This is a genomic window from Paraburkholderia sp. BL21I4N1, from assembly GCF_002973525.1.
In the GTDB taxonomy this organism is placed as follows: Bacteria; Pseudomonadota; Gammaproteobacteria; order Burkholderiales; family Burkholderiaceae; genus Paraburkholderia.
The window spans coordinates 1,303,590-1,327,664 of sequence record NZ_PVEN01000001.1; the positions used below are offsets into that span (position 1 = coordinate 1,303,590).

The window sequence follows — 24,075 nt, forward strand, 5'->3', positions numbered from 1 at the left end:
CTCTTCGTGACTGCAATTGGTCTCGGCAAATCCGCGCCACTCACTTCTCTCTCACTCACCGCAGGGGCACGAAGCGCGCGCCGGAGAATGGTTCTCATGTACCCGGACGTCGAAGTTAGCGCGATTATGAACGTGTCGAAAACGGATAATCAATTGCACCGAGTGCGCCTCCATCGCGGGCATTTCTGTCTACGGCTTCGCCAGCTCCGCCAGACAGGCATCCTTCACGTTTTGCAACGCCGGGTCATGCACGTCGCGCAACGCGGCTTTGGCGCGCCTGATGTACGCCGGAATGTCTTTAACCGTATCTTCGATGAACGGAGCAGAGCAGACGCGACCAACGCCAAGCACAGGTCCGTTATTCGGATCAATGGCCTTGAGTACGGCTTTGGGGTTCTTTGTGAGGGCGTATGCCAACCCGATTCCAAGGTCTTCGGAATTTCCGCCGTCCGTTCCTTCGGCCAGCTTCGGTGCAAGCGCAACCCATGCCGTGTTACCGGAATCGATATGTGTCAGGACGTTTTCCCACTCGGACTCTGACATGCCGCTCACGGTGGCCTTCGCACCTTTTTCATCAAGCTGCCTTGCCAGAACGGACGCGTTGGGTTGAGCCGCAATTGCCGATGCGGCTGAGCAAGCCAACGCGAGTGCCAATGTAAAACCAGAAGCGCGCGTCATTGGATGACCTCTAAGCGCCGGTCGCCGCTTGACCATATACGGTGGCGAGTGTGAATGCCCATGATGATGCATCCGTCAGATGCCTGTCCCGGATGAGCCGTGCTGTCGCCGTGGATTCGGAAAGCGCTTCGCCCGAATGTATTCGTTCCCACCATAGGCGCGAGGTTGAGCGTGAAGCTTCCGGTGTGTGGAGAGCTGTGCGGCGCACCGATTCGCCAGCTACCGCGCGGGATCGGCCCCACGTTTTGAATTGACTGCATGGCCGGATTGTTTTTACCGGTCGCAGCACCCGAATAACCCGTTTCGACAGACTCGCCATTGAACGAAAGTTTTCCGGTACTTTGCTGAAATGTCCACGGCATAGGGTCAACCTGCGAAGCTTAAAACGCCGATTCTATATGAGGAATATGGTCGACTCTATGCGCTAGGAATCTGATCCTGATGCAGTAACGAAATTTTACATCTGAACGTTGTAATTGTTAAAGCCACCGCCCGCCCTGATGGTGCTGTCTGGGATCTTATGTGGCCTTAAGCATGGGTGGCAATGAAAACCAGATAGACAGACATGGAAAAGCCTGATCTGCAGCAAACTGTATTCGGGCTTATAGGGCTTTGACAGGCCTCATAAGATAGCCAGCAGTCAATGTAGTCACGTTATACGGAACTCCTGCTTATATCGGCAGAAACCTCTGAGCCAGGAATACATCGTGACTAATCCCGCAGCCCCGCTGTTTGTCAAAACCCCACGCAATCGATTCGTTTTCACCCCGCCGCGCCCCCAGCCGACTTCCCCCAATTGCAGTAACCTCTACGCCTCACCCATCCACCCTTCACGATGGAGTCTCGGCAATGCGTTACAACCAGTTAGGCCGTACCGGTATTTTTGTTTCAGAGTTATGTCTGGGTACGATGACCTTCGGCGGCGGCGAGGGCATCTGGAAGCAGATCGGCGATCTGCAGCAGGCCGACGCGGAGCGGCTGGTCGGCCGGTCGCTCGACGCGGGCATCAACTTCATCGACACGGCCGACGTCTACGCGGGTGGCCTGTCCGAACAGATCACCGGCCAGGCGCTGAAAAACCTCAAGGTGCCGCGTGACAAAGTCGTGGTGGCGACCAAGGTGTTCGGCCAGACCGGCGAGTTTCCGAATGCGCGCGGCGCATCGCGGTATCACATCATCGACGGTGTCAAGGCGAGCCTGACACGCCTGCAACTCGATCACGTCGACCTGTATCAGATCCACGGTTTCGATCCGGCCACGCCGATCGAAGAAACCCTGCGTGCGCTCGACACGCTAGTTCAGCATGGTCACGTGCGCTATATCGGCGTGTCGAACTGGGCCGCGTGGCAGATCGCCAAGGCGCTCGGCATCTCGGAGCGGCTTGGGCTCGCGCGCTTCGAATCGCTGCAGGCGTATTACACGCTGGCGGGGCGCGACCTCGAACGCGAACTCGTGCCGATGCTGCACAGCGAAGGCCTGGGCCTGATGGTGTGGAGTCCGCTCGCGGGCGGTTTGCTAAGCGGCAAATATGGGCGTGAGCAGCAGGGCGAGGCGGGCAGCCGTCGCACGACGTTCGATTTTCCGCCGGTCAACCGTGAGCGCGCATACGACTGCATCGACGTGATGCGCGACATCGCGCAGGCGAAACAGGTGTCGGTCGCGCAGATCGCGCTCGCGTGGTTGTTGCACCAGCGCGTGGTGACGTCGGTGATTGTCGGCGCGAAGAAGGTCGAGCAACTCGACGACAACATCGCCGCGACCGGCGTCGCGCTGACCGCGGATGAGCTGGCGAAGCTCGATCAGGTCAGCACGCTGCCGGCCGAGTATCCCGGCTGGATGCTGGAGCGGCAAGGCGAGCCGCGTCGCAAGCAGTTGGAAGAGGCGCGGCACGCGCTGTAATTACCGCGCGCAACGAAGCCGGTTGCATGACGGTGTGCATGTAACCGGCTTTTTTCATGCGGCCGGATGATTACCGACCTGCATCCACCGCATCACTCGCATAAGCCGCGACGGCGTCCATCGTCCTTGCCGAGTACACCATCGCCGCGCCGGCATTCATCGCCACCGCCACGCCGAGCGCTTCGGCGATTTCGTCGCGCGTCGCGCCCTGCTTCAGCGCTTCGGCCGTATGCACGCTAATACAACCGTCACAACGCAAGCTCACCGCCACCGCCAGCGAAATCAGCTCACGCGTCTTGGCACCCAGCAGATCGCTCTTCTGACCCGCACTCGACATGGTCTGATACGCCCTGACGGTATCCGGCGACAGTTTGCCGATTTCGCCGATACGGCCGAACAGTTCTTTGCGGTATTCGATCCAGTTCAACATGGCCATGCTCCTTCGTCTGTATTGCGCGTCGGCGGGTGCCGGCGTCGTGAGACAAAGTATTGCGCTGCGCCGCGATATCCTGAATACTCGATTCGCTCAACTTTTAGCGCGATCGTCTCATGGACATACTCAGCCGATTGATCGATCTTGCCCGCCCGCAAGCGAGTCTGGATCTGCGTTGCCTGCTGTCGGGCGGTTTCGACATCGATCACGCGCCGATGGAAGCGGGCATCGCGCCGTTTCATCTGGTGCTCGGGGGCGCCTGCCTGATCGAAACCACGGGCGGCGGGGACGTGGCGCTGCGGCCGGGCGATTTCGTGCTGTTTCCGCGCGGCGCGGCGCATCGCGTGCGGAATGTGGCGCGAACCAGCGCAACGGCGCCGTTGACGCAAAGTCATGACGGCATGCTGCCGATACGACGCAACGACGGCCACGTCGGCGGCGACGGCAATAACGGCAACGCGCTCGCAACCCAGGCTGCCACCCAGCCGGATGTCGATCTCCTCTGCGGCCGCTTCGTTTATTCACCGGGTTCATCCGCGTTACTGCTGAATGCGCTGCCCGATCCGTTCCACGTCTCGCTTGGCGGCACGCAAACACTCGGCCCGTTGCAAACCGTGATCGCGCTGATGCGCGCCGAAGCGGAGCATCGCCAGCCGGGCGCGCTGGCCATCGTCACCGCGCTGAGCCATGCGCTCTTCGCGATGGCGTTGCGCGTGTATGGCGAACAGAACGCGTCGACTTCCGGCGTGTTGACGCTGCTCGCCGACGCGCGTCTTGGCGCATCCGTTCAAAGCATGTTGAGCGCGCCGGAGCGCGCATGGACCATCGCCGAACTCGGCGACCTCGCCGCGATGTCCCGGGCCACTTACGCGCGCCATTTCAACGAGCGGGCGGGCATGACGGTGATGGACTTTCTCACGCAGATTCGCATGACGATTGCGTGCGACCTGCTGCTGCGCACGCAACGCAGCGCGGCGGAGATCGGCGAGATGGTGGGCTATCAGTCGGAAGCCGCGTTCGGCAAGGCGTTTCAGCAAAGTATCGGCGAGACGCCGGGGCGTTACCGGCGGCGGCCGCAAGAGGATGATGTGGCGCAAGGCTAGCTGAACTAGCTTGCCGCGAATGCCGCTTCGCGGCACTTAGCGATTGTGAGGTTTGCAAATCGTGTGTTGGCAGACACCTACGTTGCTCAGGCCATTCAGATTGCTCGGCGTGCTTACGTGCGCTCCACCGGTCCGAGGCTGGTTGTATCGAGAATAACTCCTTGAAGTACGACGTAATGCGAGAGGTTGAAATCGCGGGATGGCTTCAATGATTTTTGAGAGAGCCACGTTGATAGTATGGCCGGCCCCGAACGGAAATAAAGAATGGTCATATGCCAGTCGCATGCACTTTCATTCTCAACAAGCAGAAAACTTCGATTCTCACGTGTCCAGGAACCGCACCTGTTACGGCTTTTTCTGGGACTGATCGAGGGCGGGACAACCCGGACGATACGGCTATTCCGAATCTCGGACCGCTACCTAAAGGATTTTATTATCTGGTCGACCGCTATTCGGGCGGGCATATGGGAATCATGCGTGACTTGTGGAGCACATACGGCTTTGGCTCCACCGACAGGCAGTACTGGTTCATGTTGTGGAATCCCGTGTCGGGCGATACCACGAACATTAACGGAATCGCCAGGGGAAATTTTCGATTGCATCCAATGGGGCCGCTCCGACTGAGCCAAGGATGCATTACCGTCGTCAATCCGGGTGCATTTGATGCACTTCAAAAATTCATTCGATCCAAGGGGCTCACGATGCCGGTTCCAGGCACTACGATGAAGGCATACGGAACGGTTGAAGTGAAATGAATAGACAGCTTGCAATGAAAATATTAGCCGTCGTGGTCTTTGTGGTTGTTTCCGTTATAGGAGGATGGTATCTCGCGTGCCTCTTCAGTCTCCTGCCGTTCAACATGCCGGATTTCGTCGACGGCTTCATCCGCTTCGTGCTCTCGGTGACGGGAAACAATGACCTGGCGAACGCCGACGACATGGAAATGCTCGCCTTACTTCTTTACTGGATCGTTTCCACGCTGTTAGTCGGAGGCCTGATCTTCGCCGGCTACCGCACGCTAAGGCGCTACCAACGAACGGCTCATCGCTGACCCTCCCTCACGTATTCCGCGGCTTCCCAAACCACCGTTGTTCGACCTTCGACATCAGCCACGCCATCAACAACGCGCACACCGTGCCCAGCGTCACCTCACCCAACCGCAGCAACGCCTTATCCCAGGGCGGTCCCATCCCCGGCACCAGCAGCATGATGGTCGCAGTAATGCCACCCAGCCGCGCCGCGCTACCCACATTCAGAATCCAGCACACGACAATCGCGACGCCCACCGTCGCCGCATAAGCCGCAAAATACCCGCTGCCAAGCAACGCACCCGCCAGCCCGCACACGCCGCCCACCATCGCGCCGATAAACTGATCGCGCGACAGATTGCGCGTGTCGATATAACTGTGCTGGCTGACCGCGATTGCGGTGATCGCGGCCCAGAACGCCTGCTCGGTATGAAGCAGACGGCCGATCCCGAACGCGAGACTCGCGCCGGCTACCGCCTGCACGGCCATGAAACCGCCTTCTATCAACCGCTCGCCGAGCGGCAAGGCCTTCAGAAAGGCGAACAGCGAGTTGGCCGCGCTCGCTCGTGCATGACGTGTCGATTCGTCGGGTAAGCTCATCGAAAGAGGCGGCCTTATTGCAGCATGAAGGTCTCGTATTCTAGCGATTCCAATTTACGATCGAGCAGGTAAAGGCTGGCCAGTACCACCACCAGCAGCGCGCCCGCGAACCCATAGCCGTAGAAAGCGGGATTGAGCGCGAGCGTCAGCGCCGTGAAAACCACGTTCAACGCCACGAACCCCGCCACCAGACACAGCACGATCTTGCGTTTGTCGAGATAGAAGAACACGTTGATCGTGCCCATGAACACCACTTGCATGCTGGCGGCGATCACGTCGATATAAAGCAGCGGCAGATACAGTGTCGAAATTTTCAGCCACGACAGCAGTACGGTGCCGGCGGCGAACAGCATCATGGCGGCGATGGTCTGCACCTTGATGATTTCCCAGATGCCGTTGCGTAGCGCCTCGACCATCGCGTTGCGCATGCGTTCGATATGCTGCAGCGACGCGCCCTCGCGCACCGCGTCGTAAAAGGCGTCGTAGTACTCCACGAAGTCGGTTTCGATCCGCATCAGAAACACCGCCATGCCCGGAATGATCGCGAGATACGCGAGAAACACGGGAATGTCGTAGATGAGCGACGCCCGCAGCGGCCCGATCACGGGCTGGCCGGTGCCGGGCGAGTACCAGAACATGAACTTGTCGACCCAGATCGCGAGGTTATACAGCAGACCGGTGAGCATCAACGACGGATACCGGTACTGCTTCCAGAACACTTCGAACGAGATGAAATGATCGCTGCGGTAATCGCGGTAGATCAGCGCGAGCAGGCCGACCAGCAAAATCGTCTGACCGGTCACGAAGCCCGACAGCAGGCCGGTCAGGCCGAAACGGTTGAGCGCGAGCGCCGCGCCGGTAGTGAATGAATAGCCGATAAAGAACACCACGATAATCGACACATACTGCTTCATGCCCGACAGAAAAATCGTCGCGATCCAGATGTTGCACATCACGACGAAGCCGGCCAGCATCAGCAGCCGGTACGCGACGGTCTGCTGCGGAAACAGCAGCACGATCGCCAGCGTGCCGAGCACCGCCGAGGCCACCGTCACGACGAACGCCACCGCGTGATAGTTCGGCAGCACCAGGTCGTCGCGCTTTTCGAACAGACGGTCGGAGGTAAAGCGGGTGTAAGCGAGTTGCAACGGGCCGGTGAGGATCAGCGACAGCGAAATCAGATATGTCACCGAGACCTGGAACTGCGTGATGAGCCCGGTCGGCAACACGAACGGCAAGCTCAGCACCCCGATCAGCAGAATGCCGACGATCGACAGCACCCACGGCCCCGCGCCGATCAGCCCCGCGTACGTATAAGCCTGCATCAGCCCCAGCAGCGTATCGCGGCGGAGCATCTTGCGCAGTTCGAAGCCGATTCCGGCCATGGCGATCCGTCCCGTTTGGGTTGATTGGGTGGTGGCTCAGTGCGGCATCCGCGCGGTTTTAGCGCCGCGTCAAGATGAAAACGCCTGCTGCGGCGTCGGCTCCAGATCCGCTAGCGCCGTTAGCCGCGCATACAGCTCGCGATACGAGCCCACCATCTGATCCTGCGTATAAAACCGCTCGACTCTTGCGATGCCGGCTTTTTGCGCCGCATGCCAGTTGTCTTCGTCGAGCAGGTCGAGCGCGGCCTCGGCGAGCGCGCGCGGATCGGCGATCTGCACCACGCGGCCCGCCGTGCCGAGCGCCGCGTCCTCGCCGTCGAGTCCGTGGATCAACTGACGGCATGAGCCGACGTCGGTCGTCACCGACGGCACGCCCGCCGCAAAGCCTTCAAGCACGACGAGCGGCAGTGCCTCGGAAATCGAACTCAGCACGAGCACGCCGCATTTGGGCAGCAACTCATCGATCTTCTGGAAGCCGAGAAACTTCACCTTGTCCTGCAAGCCGAGACTCTCGACGAGCGCCCGGCATTCGTTCGCATACGACTCGTCCTCGTCTTCGGGACCGGCGATCCAGGCTTCGGCCTCCGGCATCTGGCGCACCACGGTCAGCATCGCGCGAATGAAGGTCTTGATGTCCTTGATCGGCACCACGCGGCCGATCAGGCACAGCGTCTTGGGCACCTGCGCGCCGCGCAGCGCGCGCAACGGCGCGAGCCGCGGTAGGTTCACGCCGTTCGGAATATTGGCGGTCTTGTATTCGGGTGCGCCGTCAACGATCTGACGTCGACGGTTACCTTCGTACAACGCGATGATGTCTTCGGCGGCGTCATAGCAAACATGGCCCAGCGTTTCGAAGAAACGCACCCACAGGTCGCGGAAATAGCCGATCTGCGACACGTCGCGTTCGAAGATGCTGCGGTTGTCGCGAATCCATTGGCTCTGAAACAGATCGATCTTGCGTTCCTTCGTGTAGATGCCGTGTTCCGACACCAGCAGCGGACGGCCATGCCGGTAACGTAGCAACGCACCCAGAAAACCCGCGTAGCCGGTCGAGACGGTATGAAACATCCTCACTTTGGGCAATCCCTCGGCAATGCGGGCCAACTGCCACAGCGGCTTGTGCATGATGCGCACGGTCCAGAAATAATCGACGAACGACGGGTCCGTGCAGAACTGCCGGTATTGATCGGTCAGATACGTCCACGATTCCTTCGAATACAGAAACGCTTCCTCACCGAGCGCACCGCCGGGCCGCAGATCGTCGAGCATGTCCTTGAGCATCCGGCCGGCCGCCTGGCGCATGGCGGGATTGCGCAGCTTCTCGTGCATCTGACCGGCCTGCATGAAGGCGGCGGGGTCGCCGGGCTGGTGACGGATCATCGGCGGCGGCGCGAAGTCGTACAGATAGTGATTCTCCAGATGCACGACGTTCTCCGGCAACGCGTACGACATCTTCGGATAGTCCTGCGGACGGCTGCCGAGAAAGCACAGCGCGAACGTGTACTCCGGAAACGCGCGGATGATCTGGTTGACCCAACTGGAGACGCCGCCGCTCACATACGGAAACGTGCCTTCGAGCAGTAGCGCGATATCGGCGGAGGCCGCGCGCGGGAGTTTCGGCGGCGCGTGTGAGACGACGGTGGCGGCGGTTTTAGGAGCGTTCATGTTGGGCGTCTCGGCGGGGCGTCCGGCGCGGACAGGGGGGCGGGCATGGCACGGCGCATGGCGTCGCGGGCCGATGAATCGGAGCGGTCGGAAGCGTTGGCATCGGCGCTTGCCGCCCGCGGGCCACGTGAATCGCGTGGGCTGGCAGCGTCGCCGGCTTTAGCCGCCTCGCGCCCCTGCCAGAACGCCAGCACCGCATGCAACGTCGAGCCGCCCGCGTGACTGTCCATCTCGCGCAGCAAGCGGCGCACGCGCGAGAAATCGCGTCGCAAATAAGCGGCCTCGGCGAGATACGGCAGCATCCGCTCGCGCGGAAAACCGCAGTCGATCGCGCGTTGCAGCATGGTGTCGGCGTTGTCGAGTTCGCGGCGGTCGAGTGCGAGGCGGCCGCGCAGGCGCCAGAGCGAGGCGTCGTCGGGATCGGCGTCGAGCGCCGCGACGGCGAAACCGTCGGCCTGATCGGCGGCGTTGCGATAGACGTCGCCCGTGACCAGATGCTCGTAAATCAGCTCGCTATACAGCTCGGCGAGGGTTTTGTTGGCGCGCCGCCGGTCGGTGTCGTTCAGCTCCGGATGCAGCTTGCGGTCGAGCTTGGGCCGTTCCACCAGAATCCGCTGCGTGAGGGCTTTCTCGCGATTGTCGAGAATCCCGTACGCCAGCAGACGGATGTCGTCGAGCGGGTCGGCCAGCATGCCTTGCAGCAAGGGGGAGATGGTACGCGCGGGCATCGATTGCATCGCCAGCAGGGCGGTCATGCGAAACGCGGTGCCGGCGTCGGCGTTCTGCAACTCGGCCTTCAGCCGTGCGCCACGGCCATACGACACGTTGCCGATCAGATTCGCGGCGAATTCGGGCTCGTCGATCCGCGTGACGGGCAAGCGCTCGGCCGGACGCGGCAGGATGCTCGCGATGGCCAGCGCACCGAGCGTGCAGGCCACACCGCCGATCGGCAGCGCGAAGTTCAGGAACCACAGCGCGGCGAGCACGCTTTTGCGCGGCGCGCGGTAATGCTGCGGCAGCGCGCGTGCGATGCCGAGCGAGATCAGCAGGGCGGCTAGCGCCTGGATCAGCAGACAGAGCAGCAGCGTGTGCGTGTTCAGACGCGCGGCATCGCCGGCCGGCGCGTCTTCCGGGAGGCCGCCGAGCCATTGCGCGGAGGTATCCGGCGCGCCGTGGGTGGCGATCGCGAAGACCGCAAGTTGCAAGGCGACGCCGCCGAGCCCGGCGAGCACGGCGATCGCCGCGGACAACACGCTGGAGCGTGAAGCCGAAGCGGACCGACGAGCCGAGCCATGAGCTGACTCAGACGTCCCCCGCGCCGAATCCGCGTCAGACTCGCGCATCGCAGCGCTCCAGCAAACGCCGCAATTCATTCACCGGCTCCGCGTCGGCGATCAGCATCGCGTGCACGGCAATCCGGGCCGACTCGAAATCGACGCCGTATTGCGCGCGCAGATTGTCTTCGATCCGCAGCAGATAGCCGTCGATCGAGCCTTCCCCCGACAGCGGCATCAACGTCAGAATCGCGCGCTGTGAGCCGTTGTTGCGCGCCCATTGCACGTCCAGCGCGCGCCGCGTGCGCAGCACGTGGTCGTACCAGGTGGTGCTGGCCGTGCGCTCGTCGAACACCAGCGCGACCAGCGACGAGCGCACCCGTGTATCGCGATACAGATGCACGAGCCGCGCGTAATCCAGCGCGAAATCATAGGGACAATCGGGAAACGCCTGCAGCAGGTCGCGCGTGACGTCGGCATGCTGCACGCCGTCCGCGTAGTAGTTGCACAGCACCAGCAGGAATTGCAGGTTGTCGCGCGTCAACGCGAGAAACGGCATGCGCTCGATCACCAGCAGGCCGACCGGTTGCTTCAGCGCGTCGATCAATGGCACGCAGGCGATATAGCGGCTTTGCGCGGCCTTTTGCTGGGTTGCCGATTCGATATGGACGAGCGTGCGGACTTCGAGTGCTTCGCGCACCAGCGGATCGTCCGCGTCGAGTTCGAAGGTGGCGCCGATCCACGCGGCGGCTTCGTCATGCGGCTCGCCGTCGCGCCACGCGTAAAGACGCGCGCCTTCGAGCTGACACGCCTGCGCCGCGGTGTCCAGAAACTGCTGCGCGCCGCGCAGATCCACCACGCCGCGTTGCGCGTTGCCGGGCTCCTGGGTTAGCGTCACCGCCCGCATCCGCGCTAGCGAATCGCGCAGCGTGGCGGGGCGGCCGAGAAGATCCTGTTCGAGACGTTCATGTGAAAGCCGCAGCAAAAACTGATTGCGCGTGAGGATCGACAGCCGTTCGGCGAGGTAGTCGTTGGCCATCCGCGCCTGGCCGAGTCGCGTGATCCACACGTCGCCGAATTGCCCGCACAGCAGCGTGAACGCAAAGCCGCCGAAGAAGAAGCCGACCGGAAACGGCTGCGCCTCGGTTTGCGACTCGCCCAGCACATGCGCAATCGAACCGAGCGACGACGGATCCGCGCCCGGATACAGCACGTACCACGCGCCGAGCAGAATCAGGCCGGAGAAGGTTCCCGCAATCGATCCGTAGCGCAGCGCCAGCACGATCGGCACGATCCAGATCCAGACGAAGCCGACGTGAATCAGCAGCGGGTTGTGCGGCCGGAATAGCCAGCACAGGCCGATCGCGAGCAGCGTCGCGAGGACCGATTCGAGCGTGGTGACGGCGCGGCGACGCATCGAGCCGCGCGGCGGCGCGACCAGCCGCGCCCACCACGAGCCCGCGCCGACGCTTTGCGCCTGACGGCGCCGATGCCGGGAGCGCGGCGCGAATTGATCCGGAGCACGCGTGTTCATGGCGAGGGCTTCCTGGTATCGGTTGAAAGACCACTGGCGTGAGTGTCGGGCGCCCGGGTTCGCCGTGAACCCCGCGAACGCTGACATAAGGGCGGACGCGTCGGCATGATCCCGGCTCAGCGCGCCAGCGGGCTCAGCAACTCGCGCTCGAGCTTCTGCGCCACGCCCGACACCGCGTCGCGGCTCCAGCCGGTGCGGCTGCCGGTGCCGGTCCAGACGACCTTGCCGCTTTGCACGTCGAGCACGTCGAGCGTGATGCCGACCGCCGGCTCGCCATCCACACCGACCTTGTAGCGCCACTCGTTGACGGCGCCGCTCAGCGCATAGCGCGCATTCTGCTGACGCGCCCAGTTCAGCGCGTTCTGCTGCGCGTCCGGCTTGGCCGGATCGAATAGCGTTTCGTCGTCGGCGCTGGCCGGATAGCGCGTCAAATTCGCGTAGCCATACGCACTCAGCAGGCTTTGCGCGATCGATGCGGCTCGCTGGCCGGCTTGCGGCGTCTCGGTGTTGTTGGCGATCGGCAGGATCACCCACGTGTCGCTCTTCGAGAATGCCGGCGCGGTGCTGCGATCGATCACCGAGCAACCTGCAAGGCTTGCACCGAGCGCAGCGCCGAGCACGATCGACAGCATCGCGGTGCGCACGCGCGGCCGCTTCGTTTGAGCTTGTTTTGCTTGGTCCATCTTGCTCTCCAGTCAGACAGGCTTGATTCGATTCGCCGCGCAAGCCGCAACTTGCCGACGTGTTCTAGTACAGCCACTGATACCGCGCGCCGATTTCCTTCACGGAGGTCGAGTGATTCGACGACGCCCCCTGATACAAGCCGTAGATCAGCACCTGATCGCCGCCGAACAGACTCCCCACGAGGCCGGCCATCACCTGGCCCGACCAGCCCGCGCGCGAGTCGCGCAGCGGACCGGCGGAAAACATCGGCCGCCAGCCTTTCGAGTAGTTCTCCGGCAGGTCGTCGCCGAAGGAAAACAGCAGGCCGCCCTGCGTGAAGGTCTGCGGCATGAAGGCCTGCGCGTTGAACGCGGTGCCGGCCGGCAGCAGGTTCTGCAACGCCGCGCCCGGCGTGCCGTTGGCGCTGTACTGACCGTGCGAGAACACCGCGCGGATCGTGTAGTCGGGATAGTCGGCCTTGATCTTGTAGCCGGCGTTCAGCTCGACCAGATGGCCGTCGCCGAGCGACGAACGGTCCTGACCATGAAAGCGGTCGTACTCGTAACGGCCGCCGCCGAACCAGTGCGAATCGAGCCGGTAGTTGAAGCCGAGCGACGCGACGTCCTTCACCCCGGCCACGGTCAGTTGCGTGGTTTCGGTCGCGGACTGGTTGTAGCCGGCCGCATAGGTGAGCGTGAGTTTCGGGTTCACCGCGTAGGTGCCTTCCACACGCGCGGTCACGAAGTCCTTCAACGCTTCGCGGCGGCCGACGATCACGTGTTCTTCGTCGTATTGCCCCTTGTGCGAGTAGACGCCTTCGAGCAAACGGTCGTGATTCGGCGCGTTGGGCAGCGATGCGGCGTCGGTGCTCTGGTCGCGCTGCCGGTAACGCAATTGCAACGCCTGCGACGGCGTCAGCCGCACGCCGCCCGTGATCGATTCCTCGCTGAAGCGCAACGGCCCCTGATCGCTGTAACGGACCGACGGCGCGACCGCCTGCGCGTTGCTGAGCAGCCGGTCGTGCAGCTGGCCGTGCATCACGCTGTCGTTGGGCAGGCTCGTGAGCGACTCGAACGCGGTGGTTTGCGCGTCGGCGTTGCGGCCGGTCAGCGTTTGCGCATCGACCTTGTTTTGCCGGGGAATCAGATCGGGCAAGGTGTCGAGCAGGTGCGACAATTCGTTGACGTCGCCCTCGTTGATCGCCAGTTGGGCCTCGGCGTACACCGGCCGTGTGCTGCGTTGAATGTATTGCTTTTCCAGCCACGCGCGTTCCATGTCGGACGCGTCCTGTGCCTGGGCCCAGGAAATCGCCGCCTCGCGCGCAATGGCCGTATAAACGCGCCGCTCCTTGCGGATCGCGTCCTGTTGCGCGGGCGGCAGCAGGCCGATGTCGCCGAGTTCGGAGGTCTGCGCCGATTGCGCGTCCGTCTGACTCGCCTGGTCCGCGCGCAGCATCTCGATCAGCACGGCGCGCGAGCGGTCGCCGTTGTCGAACAGCGTGGTCAGCGCGACGTAGCGGCCGCGCAAATCGTCCTGCTCGGCGGCAGGCAGCGCGCTCGCCTGCGCCGGATCGCGGCGGTGCCGCGCCAGTTCGAGCCAGACGCCGCGGCGTAATTGCCACGCCTCGTCGATGCGGCTGTTCAGTTCCAGCGCGTCAGCATAGGTCAGCCGCCACAGTGGACTCTGCGCGGCCTGCGCGGACTGTTTGTGCAGATAGTGCAGCGCGGTGCGGCCGTCGCCGAGACGCATCGACGCGGCCGCGTAGGGCGCCCACAGTTGCGGATCGTTTTCGGCGTCGCCGGCATCGTTGCGCATGGCATTGCGCAACTCGGCGTCGGTGCCGCGATCGGTCAGCATCCACAGATAGGCGGCGCGTGCTTCGGTGTTGTCGGGCGCGAGTCTCGCGGCGCGTTTGATATCGCGTTCGGCGTCTTCCACCGAGCCGGTTTGCCGTTCGTATTCGGCGCGCGCCAGCAGGAAGGTGGCCGACTGTTCGGCGGCGCTGCGTTCCTCGGGAGAGAGCGACGCAAGCAATGCGCGAATCCGGCCCCAGGCCCGGGCGCGCTGATAGTTGTAAAGCGCCTGCGATAGCGCGCGCGGTGGCCCGCCATGGCGGTAGGCGTATTCGGCGAGACGGCCGGCGTCGAGCGGCGAATCGTTGTAGAAACCGGTCATCGCTTCGTAGTCGTCGGCGTCGGCTTTGCCGCCGGCGATCAACGCGCGATAGCCCTGGTTCGCCTCGTGCGGATGCTGGACCGTGTTGGCAAGCAGCGCGTAGAAGCGCCAGAAGTCGCCGTCGGTATTCGGCGCGGCGGGCTTGGCCTCGTTCATCGCGGCGAGCGCGGCGTCGAACTGGGTACGCGTGTAAAGCAGGGTGGCGATTTTCAGGCCGTAGGCGCTGTTTGGGCCGAACTCGCGTTCGAGGTCGCGCCACGTGCGCAGCGCGAGATCGTCGTCGCCCTTGCGCTCGGCGATCAGCGCGTAACGTTCCATCACCGCGCGGCGTTGCGCGCCGTGCATGCGCGCCTGCAGAAAGCGCAGCGCGCTGTCCGGGTCGGCGAGTTGTTCGTAGGAGAACACCACGGCGTCGATCAGCTTCAGATTGTCCGGCTGTTGTTCCGATTGATGCAACGTGACGGCCAGCACGGCGGCGTTGTCGTTCAAGCCGGGAGCGAGGCGCGCGACCTGCTGCCAGGCGTTGGCGTCGCCGTTGGCTTGCGCCTGCGCGAGGTAATTGCGCAGCGCCACCTGCGGTTGATGATTCCATTCCGCCACCTGCGCGAGACGGCCGCGCCACAACGCGGATTGCGGGTCTGTGTCGAGCGCCGCCTGGGCGATGCGCTGGGCGTTGGCGACGTCGCCGTTGGCGAGGAACACGCGGTACGCGAGTTCATGGTCGGATTCGGCGGGAGGGCTGGGGGGCGTTGGGGCGGCGGCGGTCGCTGTCGTGGCAATTCTGATGAATCTGCCGCGCTGGTCGATGGGTGCGTTCGCGTGTTGCCAACCCCGCGCTCGACGCACCGGCCGATACCACGCGGCGCGTAACCAGACGCCTCGGGCATTGCGATAGTCGACAGACGCGGTGTCGGCCAACGCAGCCAATCGCATCCCGCGCGGTGGCACCGCCGACATCTTGAGCAGCCGCTTCACATACCGCTCGGCCAGATCGGGCCGGCCGGCTGCGAGCGCCAGATTGGCGAGATAGCGCAACGTAGCGGGATCGTCGGCGAGGTCGCCGAGATGGGCATTCGCCGCCTGAATCGCCGCGAGCGGGTCGTTGCCCGCCTGCAGCGCCTTCACGCCCGCGATAAATCGCGCGCGGCGCTGGTCCAGCTCGCTGGCGTGCTGTTGCGCCTCGAACCACGCGTTCGCCGCCGCCGCATAGCGGCCGTTGCCGAGTTCGGTCTGTGCGAGGTCGACCAGCCAGCCGCTCGCATGCGCGGGATCGCGCTGGATCAATTGACGGTAGTAACGCGCCGCGAGTTCGCTGTCGTTCAGGCCGCGCGCCTGACGCGCCAGCAACGCAAGCTGCTCGTTGTCCCAGGTGTACGCGGCGGCTTCTCGCAGCAGGGCGTCCAGTTCGCGCAGTCGCGCGGCTCGCGCGGGATCGTCGGCCTTCAGCGCGTATAGCCGCTGCTGCGCGATCGACACGCGAATCGCCAGCGCACCTTGCCTTGCGGCCGGATCGTGCGACTGCTGCAAGCGGTTGAGCACACGCGACGCCTCGGCAATCCGCTGTCCCTTCAGATACTCGCGCGTCAGTTCGGACAGCACGTCCGTGTTGTCGGGATCGATCCGCAGCCACGCTTCCAGATAAGCGATCGTCAAACCGTCCGCGTTAGTGCCGCGCAGCAGCCGCGGCTCCAGCTTGTCGCGCGGATAGGCGAGCACCAGCATCAGCGCGGTGAGCGCGCCGAGCACGAGGATCACGGCCGGCGAAAACAGCCGCTGCCGTTCAGGTGTCGCAGGCGACGTCGACATGCAATTGGTGGGCGTTGTTGGAAAGAGGTCGGTGGCTCACGCGGCAGGCGCCCGCATTTGCGAGGCGCCACTGTGGCGCGATCCGCGCGCGCAGATCGAACGAGAAACCGCCCGACGTGCGTTCGAAATGGTCGATGCGGCCGTTCGCGTCGGCGAGATACGGCACGCGTCGCGCGCTGGCCGCATCGATCACCGTGAAGCTCGCTTCGCCGCCGGTGAGATGCACATAGGTGCCGCCCGGACCGGGCAGATAACCGGCCACGCCCGTCGCGCTCGCCATGTCCGGCACTTTTCCGGGCGGCAGCCGCACGGTGCGCAATTGACCGCCGTCGCGCACCACCCAGCGTGCGCCGTCGCGTGCAATGCTCATGTCGAGAAAATCCAGCACCTTGCGCGCGTATTCGGAGGAAAACACCGGATTCACCGGTTGCCGCAACACGGTGTCGAAAATCTGCTGCAACGCCTGCACGGACGCGAACTTGGTGCCGGAGAACATGTGGTAGTAAATGTCCATCGGTTTGAAGCGGAGCGGCTGGTCCGTCATCGCGAAGGTTTCGAGCACGCGCGTGAAGCCGTAGTACGGTCCATGCCACAGATCGGTGTACAACTCTTCGTTCTGGTTCGGCGCGAACACCTGGAAGTAGCCGTCTTTCATCACGCCGAGAGGCGCGATCGCGGTCCAGCTCGGATAGCTCTTTGTAATCAGCGTGTCGCCGCCGTTCATGTTCAGCACACCCGCTTCATACGCTGCCTTCAGCACCGGCGCGGGCACCTGGCAGTCGCCGCTCCACAGCACCATGCGCACCGGCTTCGTGAGCGGCGTGATCTGTTTGTCGATGTAGCCGATCGACCCGCCGATCTCGCGGTCGATGTTGAAGCGGTAGCCGGGAATGTCGATCGACAGACCGGTGCTGTTGGTCTGGCTGCCGCCTTCGGTCGGCACGTCCTTGTCGTTCGAGATGCCGAGGCCGGTGACGCGCATCCATTGCAACGGATGCGTGTAAGTATGGGTCGCGACCTCGACATTCGGTAGTTCGAAAATGCGCCGGCCAAGCAGGCGCAAATGCGCGGCGAAAGCCTTGTATGGTCCGTCGTCGCTGACTTCGCCTTCGATCAGCGAGACCGTGGTCGGCATGCCCGAGTCGCGCAGTAGCCGGAACAGCACGTCGCCGGAATACTGCGGCGACGCGTCGGTGTTCGGCGTGCCGTGGTCGCTGAATTCCGCGCGCGACGCGAAACCGTCGCCGTCGATATGCGACATCAGCAGACGGCGGCCATTCTCCGTGGTGGTGTCGGGCACCGGCATGTCGGCGGGCAAACGCAACGCGGCTTGCAGAAAAGCGATTGGCTGCGCGACCCAGCGCGCCTGATTGACCGCGCCGAGATCGAACACGCCGAACGGCCGCATTGCGTAGCCGCCCCACGGCGTGAGCGCCGCGCCGTCGATCACGAAGTTGCCCGAGCGCAGCCTCAGCAGCGAGCGGCTATGCGGGCCGACGCGCACCGCGGTGTAGTCGTGCGGGTCCGGGCGCGGCTTCATTTCAAAACCCATCAGCTTCGGATCGAACGATTCGACCTCGAGTTTGCCTTTCGACGGCTGGCCCGGCACCACCTGCAAGTCGAGCTTCTGCGCGAGCGCCGGATCGAGTTGCGCGCCAAACGACGTGAACACCGCGATCGGCAAGCCCGCGTCGACTTGCGCGGAGAGCCACGCGCGATATTCGGTGGCGCGCGGCACGTCGTTGTTCATCCACAGCACGATGCCGGCATAGCGGTCGCGCAGATCGCCTTGCGGCAACGGCTCGCGCGCGTCGGCGTAGTCGATCCAGTAGCCCAGATAGTTCAGCGGCATGGCGAGAAAGCGCACGCCGGGCGACACGTTCAGATCGGTGCGCGCCGGCGGGTCCTGGATCACGAGAATGCGCCGGCGCAGCGGCTCGACCGCGCTCGCGCCCATGGTGACGAGCCCGCCGTCTGTCACATACGGCACGATACCTTGCGCGCGGATTTTGTCGACGGCGTCTTGCGCGCAGGCGCGATCGGAGGGCGGGCAATAGTCGATCGAAATCGCCGGCAGATGATATTGCTCGCGAATCGTCTTCGCCTCGCCCAGCAGCCAGTCGCGATCGGCTTGCGGGACTTCCGTATAGCGTTGCTGCGCCTGATTCCAGCCGCGATATAAAGACTCGAATGCGACCGCATAAGCGAGATCGTGAATGTGCGGCAGAATTTCGAAGCCGCGATTCAGAATCAATTTCGCATTGGGATAGCGCTGTTTGATGGCGCGGATTACCGCCACCAATCCGGCTTGTTGAGCGGCGCGATCGGATTCCGTTTTGGCTACCAGTTGCCATGAATCGAGCGTGTCGAGGAAAAAGCCGCGATAACCCTGATTCCAGAGCGGCGTAATGACGTGCTCGACATACCAGGCGGGCCAGCCCGGCTGACTCTGATCGACCACGCGCGAGGCCCATGCCTCGTTGTGACCCGCGAGCCAGGCTTTGGGCAGCGCCGCGTAGTAGCTGCGCGAAGGCAGCACTTCGCCGACGCTCGCGTAAGCGAACCAGGTGGTGTGCGGTAGCGCGTGCGCCAGTGGGTTGAAACCGCTGTCGGGTTCGACCACGGCGGCGTCGTAAGCGGACAGCAACTCGACGGGCGGATTCTTGCCGTAGTACAGCGCGAATGAAGGCTGGCGCGGGCTTGCGCCGGAAGGCGCCGCCGCAGCGGATAACGTCTGCGACGCCGGCGCGCCTGGGTCTATCGCATTGCCGGACTCCGTCGCGGCGTTGGCGACGGCGCCATGCAGCCAGACCAAAACCGTTAGGAGCGCAGGTAACGCGAACCGCGACGCAACCCGCACGAAGCGCCATGCCGCGCGTTCACACCGCGCGGACATCGGCTCACGTGCTGCCGGCCGAAGCCAAACCCTGGGCGAGTAACGCGAGCCACGATGCGTCATTTATACGTGGCATTCGCCTGGGACGGCAAAAGTGACCCGGTACTTTCGCATCGATGTCGTCGCGCTCTCGGCAATGAGTTAGCGGCTATCTTAGTTAAGAATGCTTAAAGCGACTAGACTCGATTCTGGGTTTTTTGCTTTCGTCCAATACCTATTGGCGGTAATTATTTTCAAAAAATGCATAGCGCATCGGTATTCAAATTATGCGTGGATGTTTCCACGATTTGTTTGAAACGCGGTGTGATCGGCAGAGGCTTTGCCGGCATGCGTTGCATGCCGTTTGCATCGCGGCCGGTATGGCTTCGCTTCGGTATCCGGCGTGATCCGCTTATCCGCTTTCAGCTTTCCCGGCTGCGCAAGCGGTGATACCAGTTCATCAACGGCGTAGCCGATACACCATGAATCACGACAGACGCTGCAATCACCGCGAGCGTTAGCGGCACGAGGCGCGTGACGTCGGCGGGGGCGCCGTTTTCGAGCGTGTACGCAAGGTAGTAAAAGGAGCCGATGCCGCGAATGCCGAACCAGCTCATCAAACGCCGTTGCGTGGGTGTCGCGCTCGAACCGAGCAGCGAGAGTTCGACCGCAACCGGCCGCACGATCGCAAACAACGCGGCGCATAGCGCCACCGTCTGCCACGTGAAGAGCGGCCCCGGCAAGTTGGCGAGCACGTTGCCGACCATCGCCATGACGGCCACTTCGGCAATGCGTTCGAGTTCGATCGTAAAGCCGAGCACCGACTCCGTCATATAGGCGTGTGCTTTGTCGGGATGCGCGGCGGTGGCGTCGACGTCTTCGGAATCGACCGTGCCGATCGCCTGGCGCGGCGAGATACCGCCGCTCGCGCGATGCTCGACGCGGCGCATCGCGACGCCCGCCGCGAACACCGCGAGGAATCCGTACGTGTTCGCGAGTTGCGCGGCGCCGAACGACAACACGATCAGACCTAACGCGAAAAAGCCTTCCAGTCCCAAGGCCTGCGCGTGACGTGTGCGCAACCAGGCAACCGCATGCGTGGTCGCCCAGCCTAGCCCGCCGCCGATCAGGATCGCGCCCGCCACGCCCCACACCATGCCGGCGAGGAGCGCGAGATTCAGCAAGCCGGCCGCGTGCCCCGCCGGCGCGGCGCAGACCGCGAGGCCGAGCGCCGCGAAGGGCAGGGCAATGCCGTCGTTCAGGCCGCCTTCGCCGGAGAGCGCGAAGCGCAACAGGTCGTGATCGCCGGGGTTGTGGACCTGCACGTCGTGCGCGAGTACGGGATCGGTCGGCGCGAGGATCGCGGCGAGCAGCAAGGCCGGCCCCCAGGCTAATTGCAGAACGTAGACGCCGAATAGCGTGAGCAGCGGAATGGTCGCCAGCATCGCGACGAAGCCCAACCGCAGCGGCACGGTCCAGAGTTTGTCGAATACGCCGAGCCGCAGCCGCAGACCGATGGCGAACAGCGAGACGAGCAGCGCGATTTCGGTGACGACGCGCAGCACGTGCGCGTCGGCGGCCATATCGAGGCGCAACAGGTCGAAGCCGGGCGGCCCGAGCAGGTAGCCCGTCAGCAGGTAAAACATCGCGGCGCTGACGGGCAGTCGCCGCAGGGTTGTCGCCGCCACGCCCATGAAAACGAGCACGGCGCCGACGATGAGAAACCACAGTGTTTCGTGCATGAGCATCCGGTGAAGGCCGGCATGCGGGTGGCGCTTGCGTGACCGGTTGAGGAGGGCGCGAGGCCGGACGCGTTGCGCTAGGGCTCGCGTCCGAATGCTTCGCGCAACTTGCGCTTGGCTTGTTGCAGTGTGGCGCGCCGTGTTTTGGGCAGGTTCTTGCCCGCGCGATTGATATAGAAATTCAGCATCGACATGGCCGACTGAAACGGCGTGCCTTTACGGCGACGACTCCGCGCGGAGGATTGCTTAAGCGAGTGCGCGATGGTTTCGGCACTACCGGTTTTGAAAATATCGTGCTCGATATCCATCGCGTCGCTGGTTTCCATCACGTGGTGCGACCATTTCTGAGTACTGCTGGCGGAACCGGTCGATGCTTTCGCGCGATGCGCCGCGTGGGCTTGGGCATGCCGCTGACGCGGTGGCCGGCCCGATTTGCCACGCGCGACCGGGCGCTTCGATTTGCTGCTGGCTTTTCGGGTGGCCATGGTTTCTGTTCCTGATCAATGTGTAGCTGCAGCGAAGTGAAACGCGGCGGCCGCCGCAAGCACGGCAGGCCGGCGCATCCGGCCGGGTGTGGCCTTTAAAGCTTCAGCCCGCCCGCCTCGGGCGCATCCGACGATCCCGCCGGAATATCGCCGACGCCGAGGTCGTCGCGTGTATCGTACGCACCGCGGCCCCAATAGGGTTCGCTGCCGTAGTACTGATGCACGGAGGTGGCCCAGGTCTGGTCCGCCATGGCCGGCCAGTGATCCTTGTCGAATCCCGGCGCGTTCTTCACGCGCTCGGCGGTCATGTTGAGCGTGAAGCACTTCTGCTCGGTATCGAGCGTCAATGCATGCCATGGAATCGCCATCAGTTTGTCGCCGATGCCGAGGAAACCGCCGCTCGACAGCACCGCATACGCCACGCGGCCCGAGCCAACGTCGAGCATGATGTCCTTGATTTTGCCGATGTCTTCGCCGTCGCTGCTGAGCACCTTGTTGCCGTCGAGAGTGGCCGCGGCCATCACGTCCGGACCGGGACCGTCCGCGGTTGCGCTGCCCTTGCCGACGATGCGGGCGCCCTGGCCCTGGCTCATGCCGGCTTGCGTCTGTGTCTGGTTGAGCATGATGTGACTCCTCCACTGGTTGGATGTACGCAAGGTGCAGCAACCGGCGTTCCTCGGTTTCGTTACGGTTGCTTGCGGGTGCCGCGTGAGGTCGCGTTGACTCGCGTTTTAAAAAGCGCCTGGTGAGGCATGGCCCTTGCGGCTCGCTTGGGCAACGGCGCGCATGCCGTCGAGGTGACGCGGCAACCGCTGCGCAGTTCGCACACTCACTCAGGGAGATCTCAATGAAATACGCAAAGGCATTAGTCGTTTCGGCACTCGTCGCGATGTCGGGCGCGGCGTTCGCGCAGTCGGGCGGCGGCAATGGCAACGGTGGCGGTGGCGGTGGGACCGGCGGGTCGGGTAACGCACACGGCGCGGCGACGGCGGCGCCCACGGCGGGGAATCAGCCGGCGTCGGGCGGAGCGATGAGTTCCGGATCGACAAAGATGAATCACACCGCCAAAAAGACCAAGAGCAAGAAGCCGATGACCGATTCGACCAATAGTCCGGGCGCCGATGCGAGCAGCGATACGAAAGGGCAGTGAGCGGCTAATTGCTTGACCCGTTGATCCGCGCCATTGTGTGGCGCGGATCGAATCGCGCTGCTGGTGGCCGCGCCGCCGCGACCGTCAGCGCTCAATGCGCGGCTTGCTTTACCTCGCGCGCCCGGGTTGTTCCACCGGCTCGCGTCGCCCGTGATGAAGTCCGTCCACCCGCTTTGCTATTCGCCTGCGCCGCGATCTCTTTGCGCACCACGCGCGACTTCTTCAGCAAACTCGTCAGCGTATCGTCGACGCTATCCGCGACTGCCGCCTCGCGCGTCTTGCGACCCTTCGCGCCGGCCTGACGCGCCAACCTCGCCGCACGTTTCTCCGCATGCGCGAGCAACGCGGCAAACGCGACTTCATCCACCCGCAAACCACGCCGCGTCTGACCCGGCGGCAGCGTCTGCAGCTCGTCCGCTTCAAACGCGCCGATCACCGCCGGATGAATGTAGCAACGCCGGCACACCGCGGGCGTATTGCGCAACAAAACCGCCACGTCCTTGACGGTCGCCACGAGATGACGGCGCGCTTCGGCCGCGCTGCCGCAGATCAGCCGCCGTAACGCGGCCAGCGCGTAGACACTGCCGGCCCACGTTCGATAGTCCTTGGCGGTGAAATCCGCCCCGCTCGCACGACGCAGGTAGTCGTTGATATCGGCCGAACCGATCGTGCGGCGCGAGCCGTCGTCATCGAGATACTGGAACAGGTCGTGGCCCGGCAATTCGGCGCAGCGTCGCACGATCCGCTTGATGCGCGGATTGTTCACCGTGACGTCGTGCTCGATGCCGCTTTTGCCGCGAAACCTGAAACGCAATTGCCCGGCTTCGATTTTCAAATGCTTCTTGCGCAGCGTCGTCAAACCGTACGACTGGTTATCGCGCGCGTATTCGACACTGCCGATGCGGATCAGCGTCGTGTCCAACAACTGCACGATCGCGGCGATCACCTTGTCGCACGGCATACCCGGCAGTTTCAGATCGCGCGCCACGCGAGCGCGGATCTTCGGCAGCGCGCGGCCGAACTCAGCCATGCGCTCGTATTTGTCGGCGTCGCGCGTCTCGCGCCAGCGCGGGTGGTAGCGGTACTGCTTGCGGCCGCGCGCGTCACGGCCGGTCGCCTGGATATGGCCGCGCGCGTCAGGGCAAATCCACACGTCTTCATACGCTGGGGGAATCGCCAGTGCGTTGATGCGCTGGATCTGCTCGTCGTCGTCGATACGCTTGCCGGCCACGTCGAAGTAGGTGAAACCGTCTTTATCGCGCTTGCGGGTGTAGCCGGGTTTGGAATCGTCGGCGTGGCGCAGGCCTGGCGGCATGGACGGCGGCGCGGCCGGCGTCGCGCCTTGATTCGCGCTTTGCCTCGCGCCTGATGCTGCGCTATCGCCGCGACGTTCTGTGCGGCGTGGGTTCGGAATGGGCGTGTCGGTCATGGTCGCAGGTAGAAGTTTCAAGCTTGGGGCGCGGATGGGGCGCTAAATCACCGATGTCTGCGCATCAAGCAAAGGGAGTGCCCAGCGCATGCCGCGACGTACTGCGAAAACGCGAGCGGAACGGTCCTTGCGCAACTTCACTACCGACATC

The 24,075-nt window shown here is 63.6% G+C and carries 20 protein-coding genes; 5 read left to right on the forward strand and 15 right to left on the reverse strand.

Annotated features, from left to right (window positions below; translation table 11 throughout):
* Nucleotides 1-189: 189 nt before the first annotated feature.
* Complete coding sequence (locus B0G83_RS05720) at nt 190-678, reverse strand: hypothetical protein (RefSeq protein WP_146120161.1); 489 nt, start codon at nt 676-678, stop codon at nt 190-192.
* Nucleotides 675-1,040, reverse strand: a complete 366-nt coding sequence (locus B0G83_RS05725; protein ID WP_105506399.1) for a tlde1 domain-containing protein — start codon at nt 1,038-1,040, stop codon at nt 675-677. The genes B0G83_RS05720 and B0G83_RS05725 overlap by 4 nt, the downstream gene beginning before the upstream one ends.
* A gap of 487 nt (nt 1,041-1,527) precedes the next feature.
* Here B0G83_RS05725 and B0G83_RS05730 point away from each other — a divergent pair, with 487 nt between their 5' ends.
* The gene (locus B0G83_RS05730) at nt 1,528-2,577 is read left to right on the forward strand and encodes an aldo/keto reductase (RefSeq protein WP_105506400.1); all 1,050 of its coding nucleotides are present in this window, start codon (nt 1,528-1,530) and stop codon (nt 2,575-2,577) included.
* 70 nt (nt 2,578-2,647) lie between these two features.
* Here B0G83_RS05730 and B0G83_RS05735 read toward each other — a convergent pair whose 3' ends face one another.
* On the reverse strand, nt 2,648-3,007 hold the full coding sequence (locus B0G83_RS05735) for a carboxymuconolactone decarboxylase family protein (protein WP_105506606.1): 360 nt from the start codon (nt 3,005-3,007) through the stop codon (nt 2,648-2,650).
* 119 nt (nt 3,008-3,126) lie between these two features.
* Between B0G83_RS05735 and B0G83_RS05740 the strand changes: the two genes are divergently transcribed.
* The 3 genes from B0G83_RS05740 (at nt 3,127) to B0G83_RS39065 (ending at nt 5,164) form a co-directional block, all read left to right on the forward strand.
* Nucleotides 3,127-4,113 (forward strand): AraC family transcriptional regulator, encoded by a 987-nt coding sequence (locus B0G83_RS05740; RefSeq protein WP_105506401.1) that lies wholly within the window; start codon nt 3,127-3,129, stop codon nt 4,111-4,113.
* Nucleotides 4,114-4,385: 272 nt separating this feature from the next.
* Entirely contained in the window at nt 4,386-4,868 is a 483-nt protein-coding gene (locus B0G83_RS05745; RefSeq protein ID WP_105506402.1) for a DUF2778 domain-containing protein, read from the forward strand.
* Nucleotides 4,865-5,164: a hypothetical protein gene (locus tag B0G83_RS39065; RefSeq protein ID WP_258167721.1), complete on the forward strand. Its 300-nt coding sequence runs from the start codon at nt 4,865-4,867 to the stop codon at nt 5,162-5,164. Before B0G83_RS05745 ends, B0G83_RS39065 begins: the two co-directional genes overlap by 4 nt.
* Nucleotides 5,165-5,171: 7 nt before the next feature.
* Here the strand turns inward: B0G83_RS39065 and B0G83_RS05755 are convergent, their stop codons facing one another.
* The 11 genes from B0G83_RS05755 to B0G83_RS05805 form a co-directional block, all read right to left on the reverse strand.
* Nucleotides 5,172-5,741, reverse strand: coding sequence for an aromatic acid exporter family protein (locus B0G83_RS05755; protein WP_105506403.1), 570 nt, complete (start codon nt 5,739-5,741; stop codon nt 5,172-5,174).
* A gap of 14 nt (nt 5,742-5,755) precedes the next feature.
* The gene (gene pelG / locus B0G83_RS05760; RefSeq protein WP_105506404.1) at nt 5,756-7,126 is read right to left on the reverse strand and encodes an exopolysaccharide Pel transporter PelG; all 1,371 of its coding nucleotides are present in this window, start codon (nt 7,124-7,126) and stop codon (nt 5,756-5,758) included.
* Nucleotides 7,127-7,195: 69 nt separating this feature from the next.
* Entirely contained in the window at nt 7,196-8,791 is a 1,596-nt protein-coding gene (gene pelF / locus B0G83_RS05765) for a GT4 family glycosyltransferase PelF (RefSeq protein WP_105506405.1), read from the reverse strand.
* Entirely contained in the window at nt 8,788-10,134 is a 1,347-nt protein-coding gene (locus tag B0G83_RS05770) for a sugar ABC transporter permease (RefSeq protein WP_258167722.1), read from the reverse strand. Before B0G83_RS05770 ends, pelF begins: the two co-directional genes overlap by 4 nt.
* Complete coding sequence (locus B0G83_RS05775; RefSeq protein ID WP_105506406.1) at nt 10,121-11,599, reverse strand: PelD GGDEF domain-containing protein; 1,479 nt, start codon at nt 11,597-11,599, stop codon at nt 10,121-10,123. The genes B0G83_RS05770 and B0G83_RS05775 overlap by 14 nt, the downstream gene beginning before the upstream one ends.
* A gap of 116 nt (nt 11,600-11,715) precedes the next feature.
* Nucleotides 11,716-12,231 (reverse strand): penicillin-binding protein activator LpoB, encoded by a 516-nt coding sequence (locus tag B0G83_RS05780; protein WP_105506608.1) that lies wholly within the window; start codon nt 12,229-12,231, stop codon nt 11,716-11,718.
* Nucleotides 12,232-12,346: 115 nt separating this feature from the next.
* Nucleotides 12,347-16,243: a tetratricopeptide repeat protein gene (locus B0G83_RS05785; protein ID WP_105506407.1), complete on the reverse strand. Its 3,897-nt coding sequence runs from the start codon at nt 16,241-16,243 to the stop codon at nt 12,347-12,349.
* A complete protein-coding gene (locus tag B0G83_RS05790) occupies nt 16,218-19,139 on the reverse strand; it encodes a bifunctional glycoside hydrolase 114/ polysaccharide deacetylase family protein (RefSeq protein WP_105506408.1) in 2,922 nt (973 codons plus the stop codon). The genes B0G83_RS05785 and B0G83_RS05790 overlap by 26 nt, the downstream gene beginning before the upstream one ends.
* Before the next feature lie 401 nt (nt 19,140-19,540).
* Nucleotides 19,541-20,860, reverse strand: a complete 1,320-nt coding sequence (locus tag B0G83_RS05795) for a sodium:proton antiporter (protein ID WP_105506609.1) — start codon at nt 20,858-20,860, stop codon at nt 19,541-19,543.
* A 77-nt stretch (nt 20,861-20,937) separates the two neighbouring features.
* On the reverse strand, nt 20,938-21,345 hold the full coding sequence (locus tag B0G83_RS05800; protein WP_105506409.1) for a DUF3175 domain-containing protein: 408 nt from the start codon (nt 21,343-21,345) through the stop codon (nt 20,938-20,940).
* 95 nt (nt 21,346-21,440) lie between these two features.
* Nucleotides 21,441-21,968: a PRC-barrel domain-containing protein gene (locus tag B0G83_RS05805; protein ID WP_105506410.1), complete on the reverse strand. Its 528-nt coding sequence runs from the start codon at nt 21,966-21,968 to the stop codon at nt 21,441-21,443.
* A 224-nt stretch (nt 21,969-22,192) separates the two neighbouring features.
* On the opposite strand from B0G83_RS05805, the gene B0G83_RS05810 reads away from it, so the two are divergent.
* A complete protein-coding gene (locus tag B0G83_RS05810) occupies nt 22,193-22,495 on the forward strand; it encodes a hypothetical protein (RefSeq protein ID WP_105506411.1) in 303 nt (100 codons plus the stop codon).
* A gap of 91 nt (nt 22,496-22,586) precedes the next feature.
* Here the strand turns inward: B0G83_RS05810 and B0G83_RS05815 are convergent, their stop codons facing one another.
* On the reverse strand, nt 22,587-23,810 hold the full coding sequence (locus B0G83_RS05815; protein WP_258167755.1) for a DNA topoisomerase IB: 1,224 nt from the start codon (nt 23,808-23,810) through the stop codon (nt 22,587-22,589).
* Nucleotides 23,811-24,075 lie beyond the last annotated feature (265 nt).

What these genes read in the sequence shown, in the direction of transcription:
- B0G83_RS05720 (WP_146120161.1), bottom strand. Translation starts at nt 678, where the DNA reads ATGACGCGCGCTTCTGGTTTTACATTGGCACTCGCGTTGGCTTGCTCA.
- B0G83_RS05725 (WP_105506399.1), bottom strand. Translation starts at nt 1,040, where the DNA reads ATGCCGTGGACATTTCAGCAAAGTACCGGAAAACTTTCGTTCAATGGC.
- B0G83_RS05730 (WP_105506400.1), top strand. Translation starts at nt 1,528, where the DNA reads ATGCGTTACAACCAGTTAGGCCGTACCGGTATTTTTGTTTCAGAGTTA.
- B0G83_RS05735 (WP_105506606.1), bottom strand. Translation starts at nt 3,007, where the DNA reads ATGTTGAACTGGATCGAATACCGCAAAGAACTGTTCGGCCGTATCGGC.
- B0G83_RS05740 (WP_105506401.1), top strand. Translation starts at nt 3,127, where the DNA reads ATGGACATACTCAGCCGATTGATCGATCTTGCCCGCCCGCAAGCGAGT.
- B0G83_RS05745 (WP_105506402.1), top strand. Translation starts at nt 4,386, where the DNA reads ATGCCAGTCGCATGCACTTTCATTCTCAACAAGCAGAAAACTTCGATT.
- B0G83_RS39065 (WP_258167721.1), top strand. Translation starts at nt 4,865, where the DNA reads ATGAATAGACAGCTTGCAATGAAAATATTAGCCGTCGTGGTCTTTGTG.
- B0G83_RS05755 (WP_105506403.1), bottom strand. Translation starts at nt 5,741, where the DNA reads ATGAGCTTACCCGACGAATCGACACGTCATGCACGAGCGAGCGCGGCC.
- pelG (WP_105506404.1), bottom strand. Translation starts at nt 7,126, where the DNA reads ATGGCCGGAATCGGCTTCGAACTGCGCAAGATGCTCCGCCGCGATACG.
- pelF (WP_105506405.1), bottom strand. Translation starts at nt 8,791, where the DNA reads ATGAACGCTCCTAAAACCGCCGCCACCGTCGTCTCACACGCGCCGCCG.
- B0G83_RS05770 (WP_258167722.1), bottom strand. Translation starts at nt 10,134, where the DNA reads ATGCGCGAGTCTGACGCGGATTCGGCGCGGGGGACGTCTGAGTCAGCT.
- B0G83_RS05775 (WP_105506406.1), bottom strand. Translation starts at nt 11,599, where the DNA reads ATGAACACGCGTGCTCCGGATCAATTCGCGCCGCGCTCCCGGCATCGG.
- B0G83_RS05780 (WP_105506608.1), bottom strand. Translation starts at nt 12,231, where the DNA reads ATGCTGTCGATCGTGCTCGGCGCTGCGCTCGGTGCAAGCCTTGCAGGT.
- B0G83_RS05785 (WP_105506407.1), bottom strand. Translation starts at nt 16,243, where the DNA reads ATGTCGACGTCGCCTGCGACACCTGAACGGCAGCGGCTGTTTTCGCCG.
- B0G83_RS05790 (WP_105506408.1), bottom strand. Translation starts at nt 19,139, where the DNA reads ATGTCCGCGCGGTGTGAACGCGCGGCATGGCGCTTCGTGCGGGTTGCG.
- B0G83_RS05795 (WP_105506609.1), bottom strand. Translation starts at nt 20,860, where the DNA reads ATGCACGAAACACTGTGGTTTCTCATCGTCGGCGCCGTGCTCGTTTTC.
- B0G83_RS05800 (WP_105506409.1), bottom strand. Translation starts at nt 21,345, where the DNA reads ATGGCCACCCGAAAAGCCAGCAGCAAATCGAAGCGCCCGGTCGCGCGT.
- B0G83_RS05805 (WP_105506410.1), bottom strand. Translation starts at nt 21,968, where the DNA reads ATGCTCAACCAGACACAGACGCAAGCCGGCATGAGCCAGGGCCAGGGC.
- B0G83_RS05810 (WP_105506411.1), top strand. Translation starts at nt 22,193, where the DNA reads ATGAAATACGCAAAGGCATTAGTCGTTTCGGCACTCGTCGCGATGTCG.
- B0G83_RS05815 (WP_258167755.1), bottom strand. Translation starts at nt 23,810, where the DNA reads ATGCCGCCAGGCCTGCGCCACGCCGACGATTCCAAACCCGGCTACACC.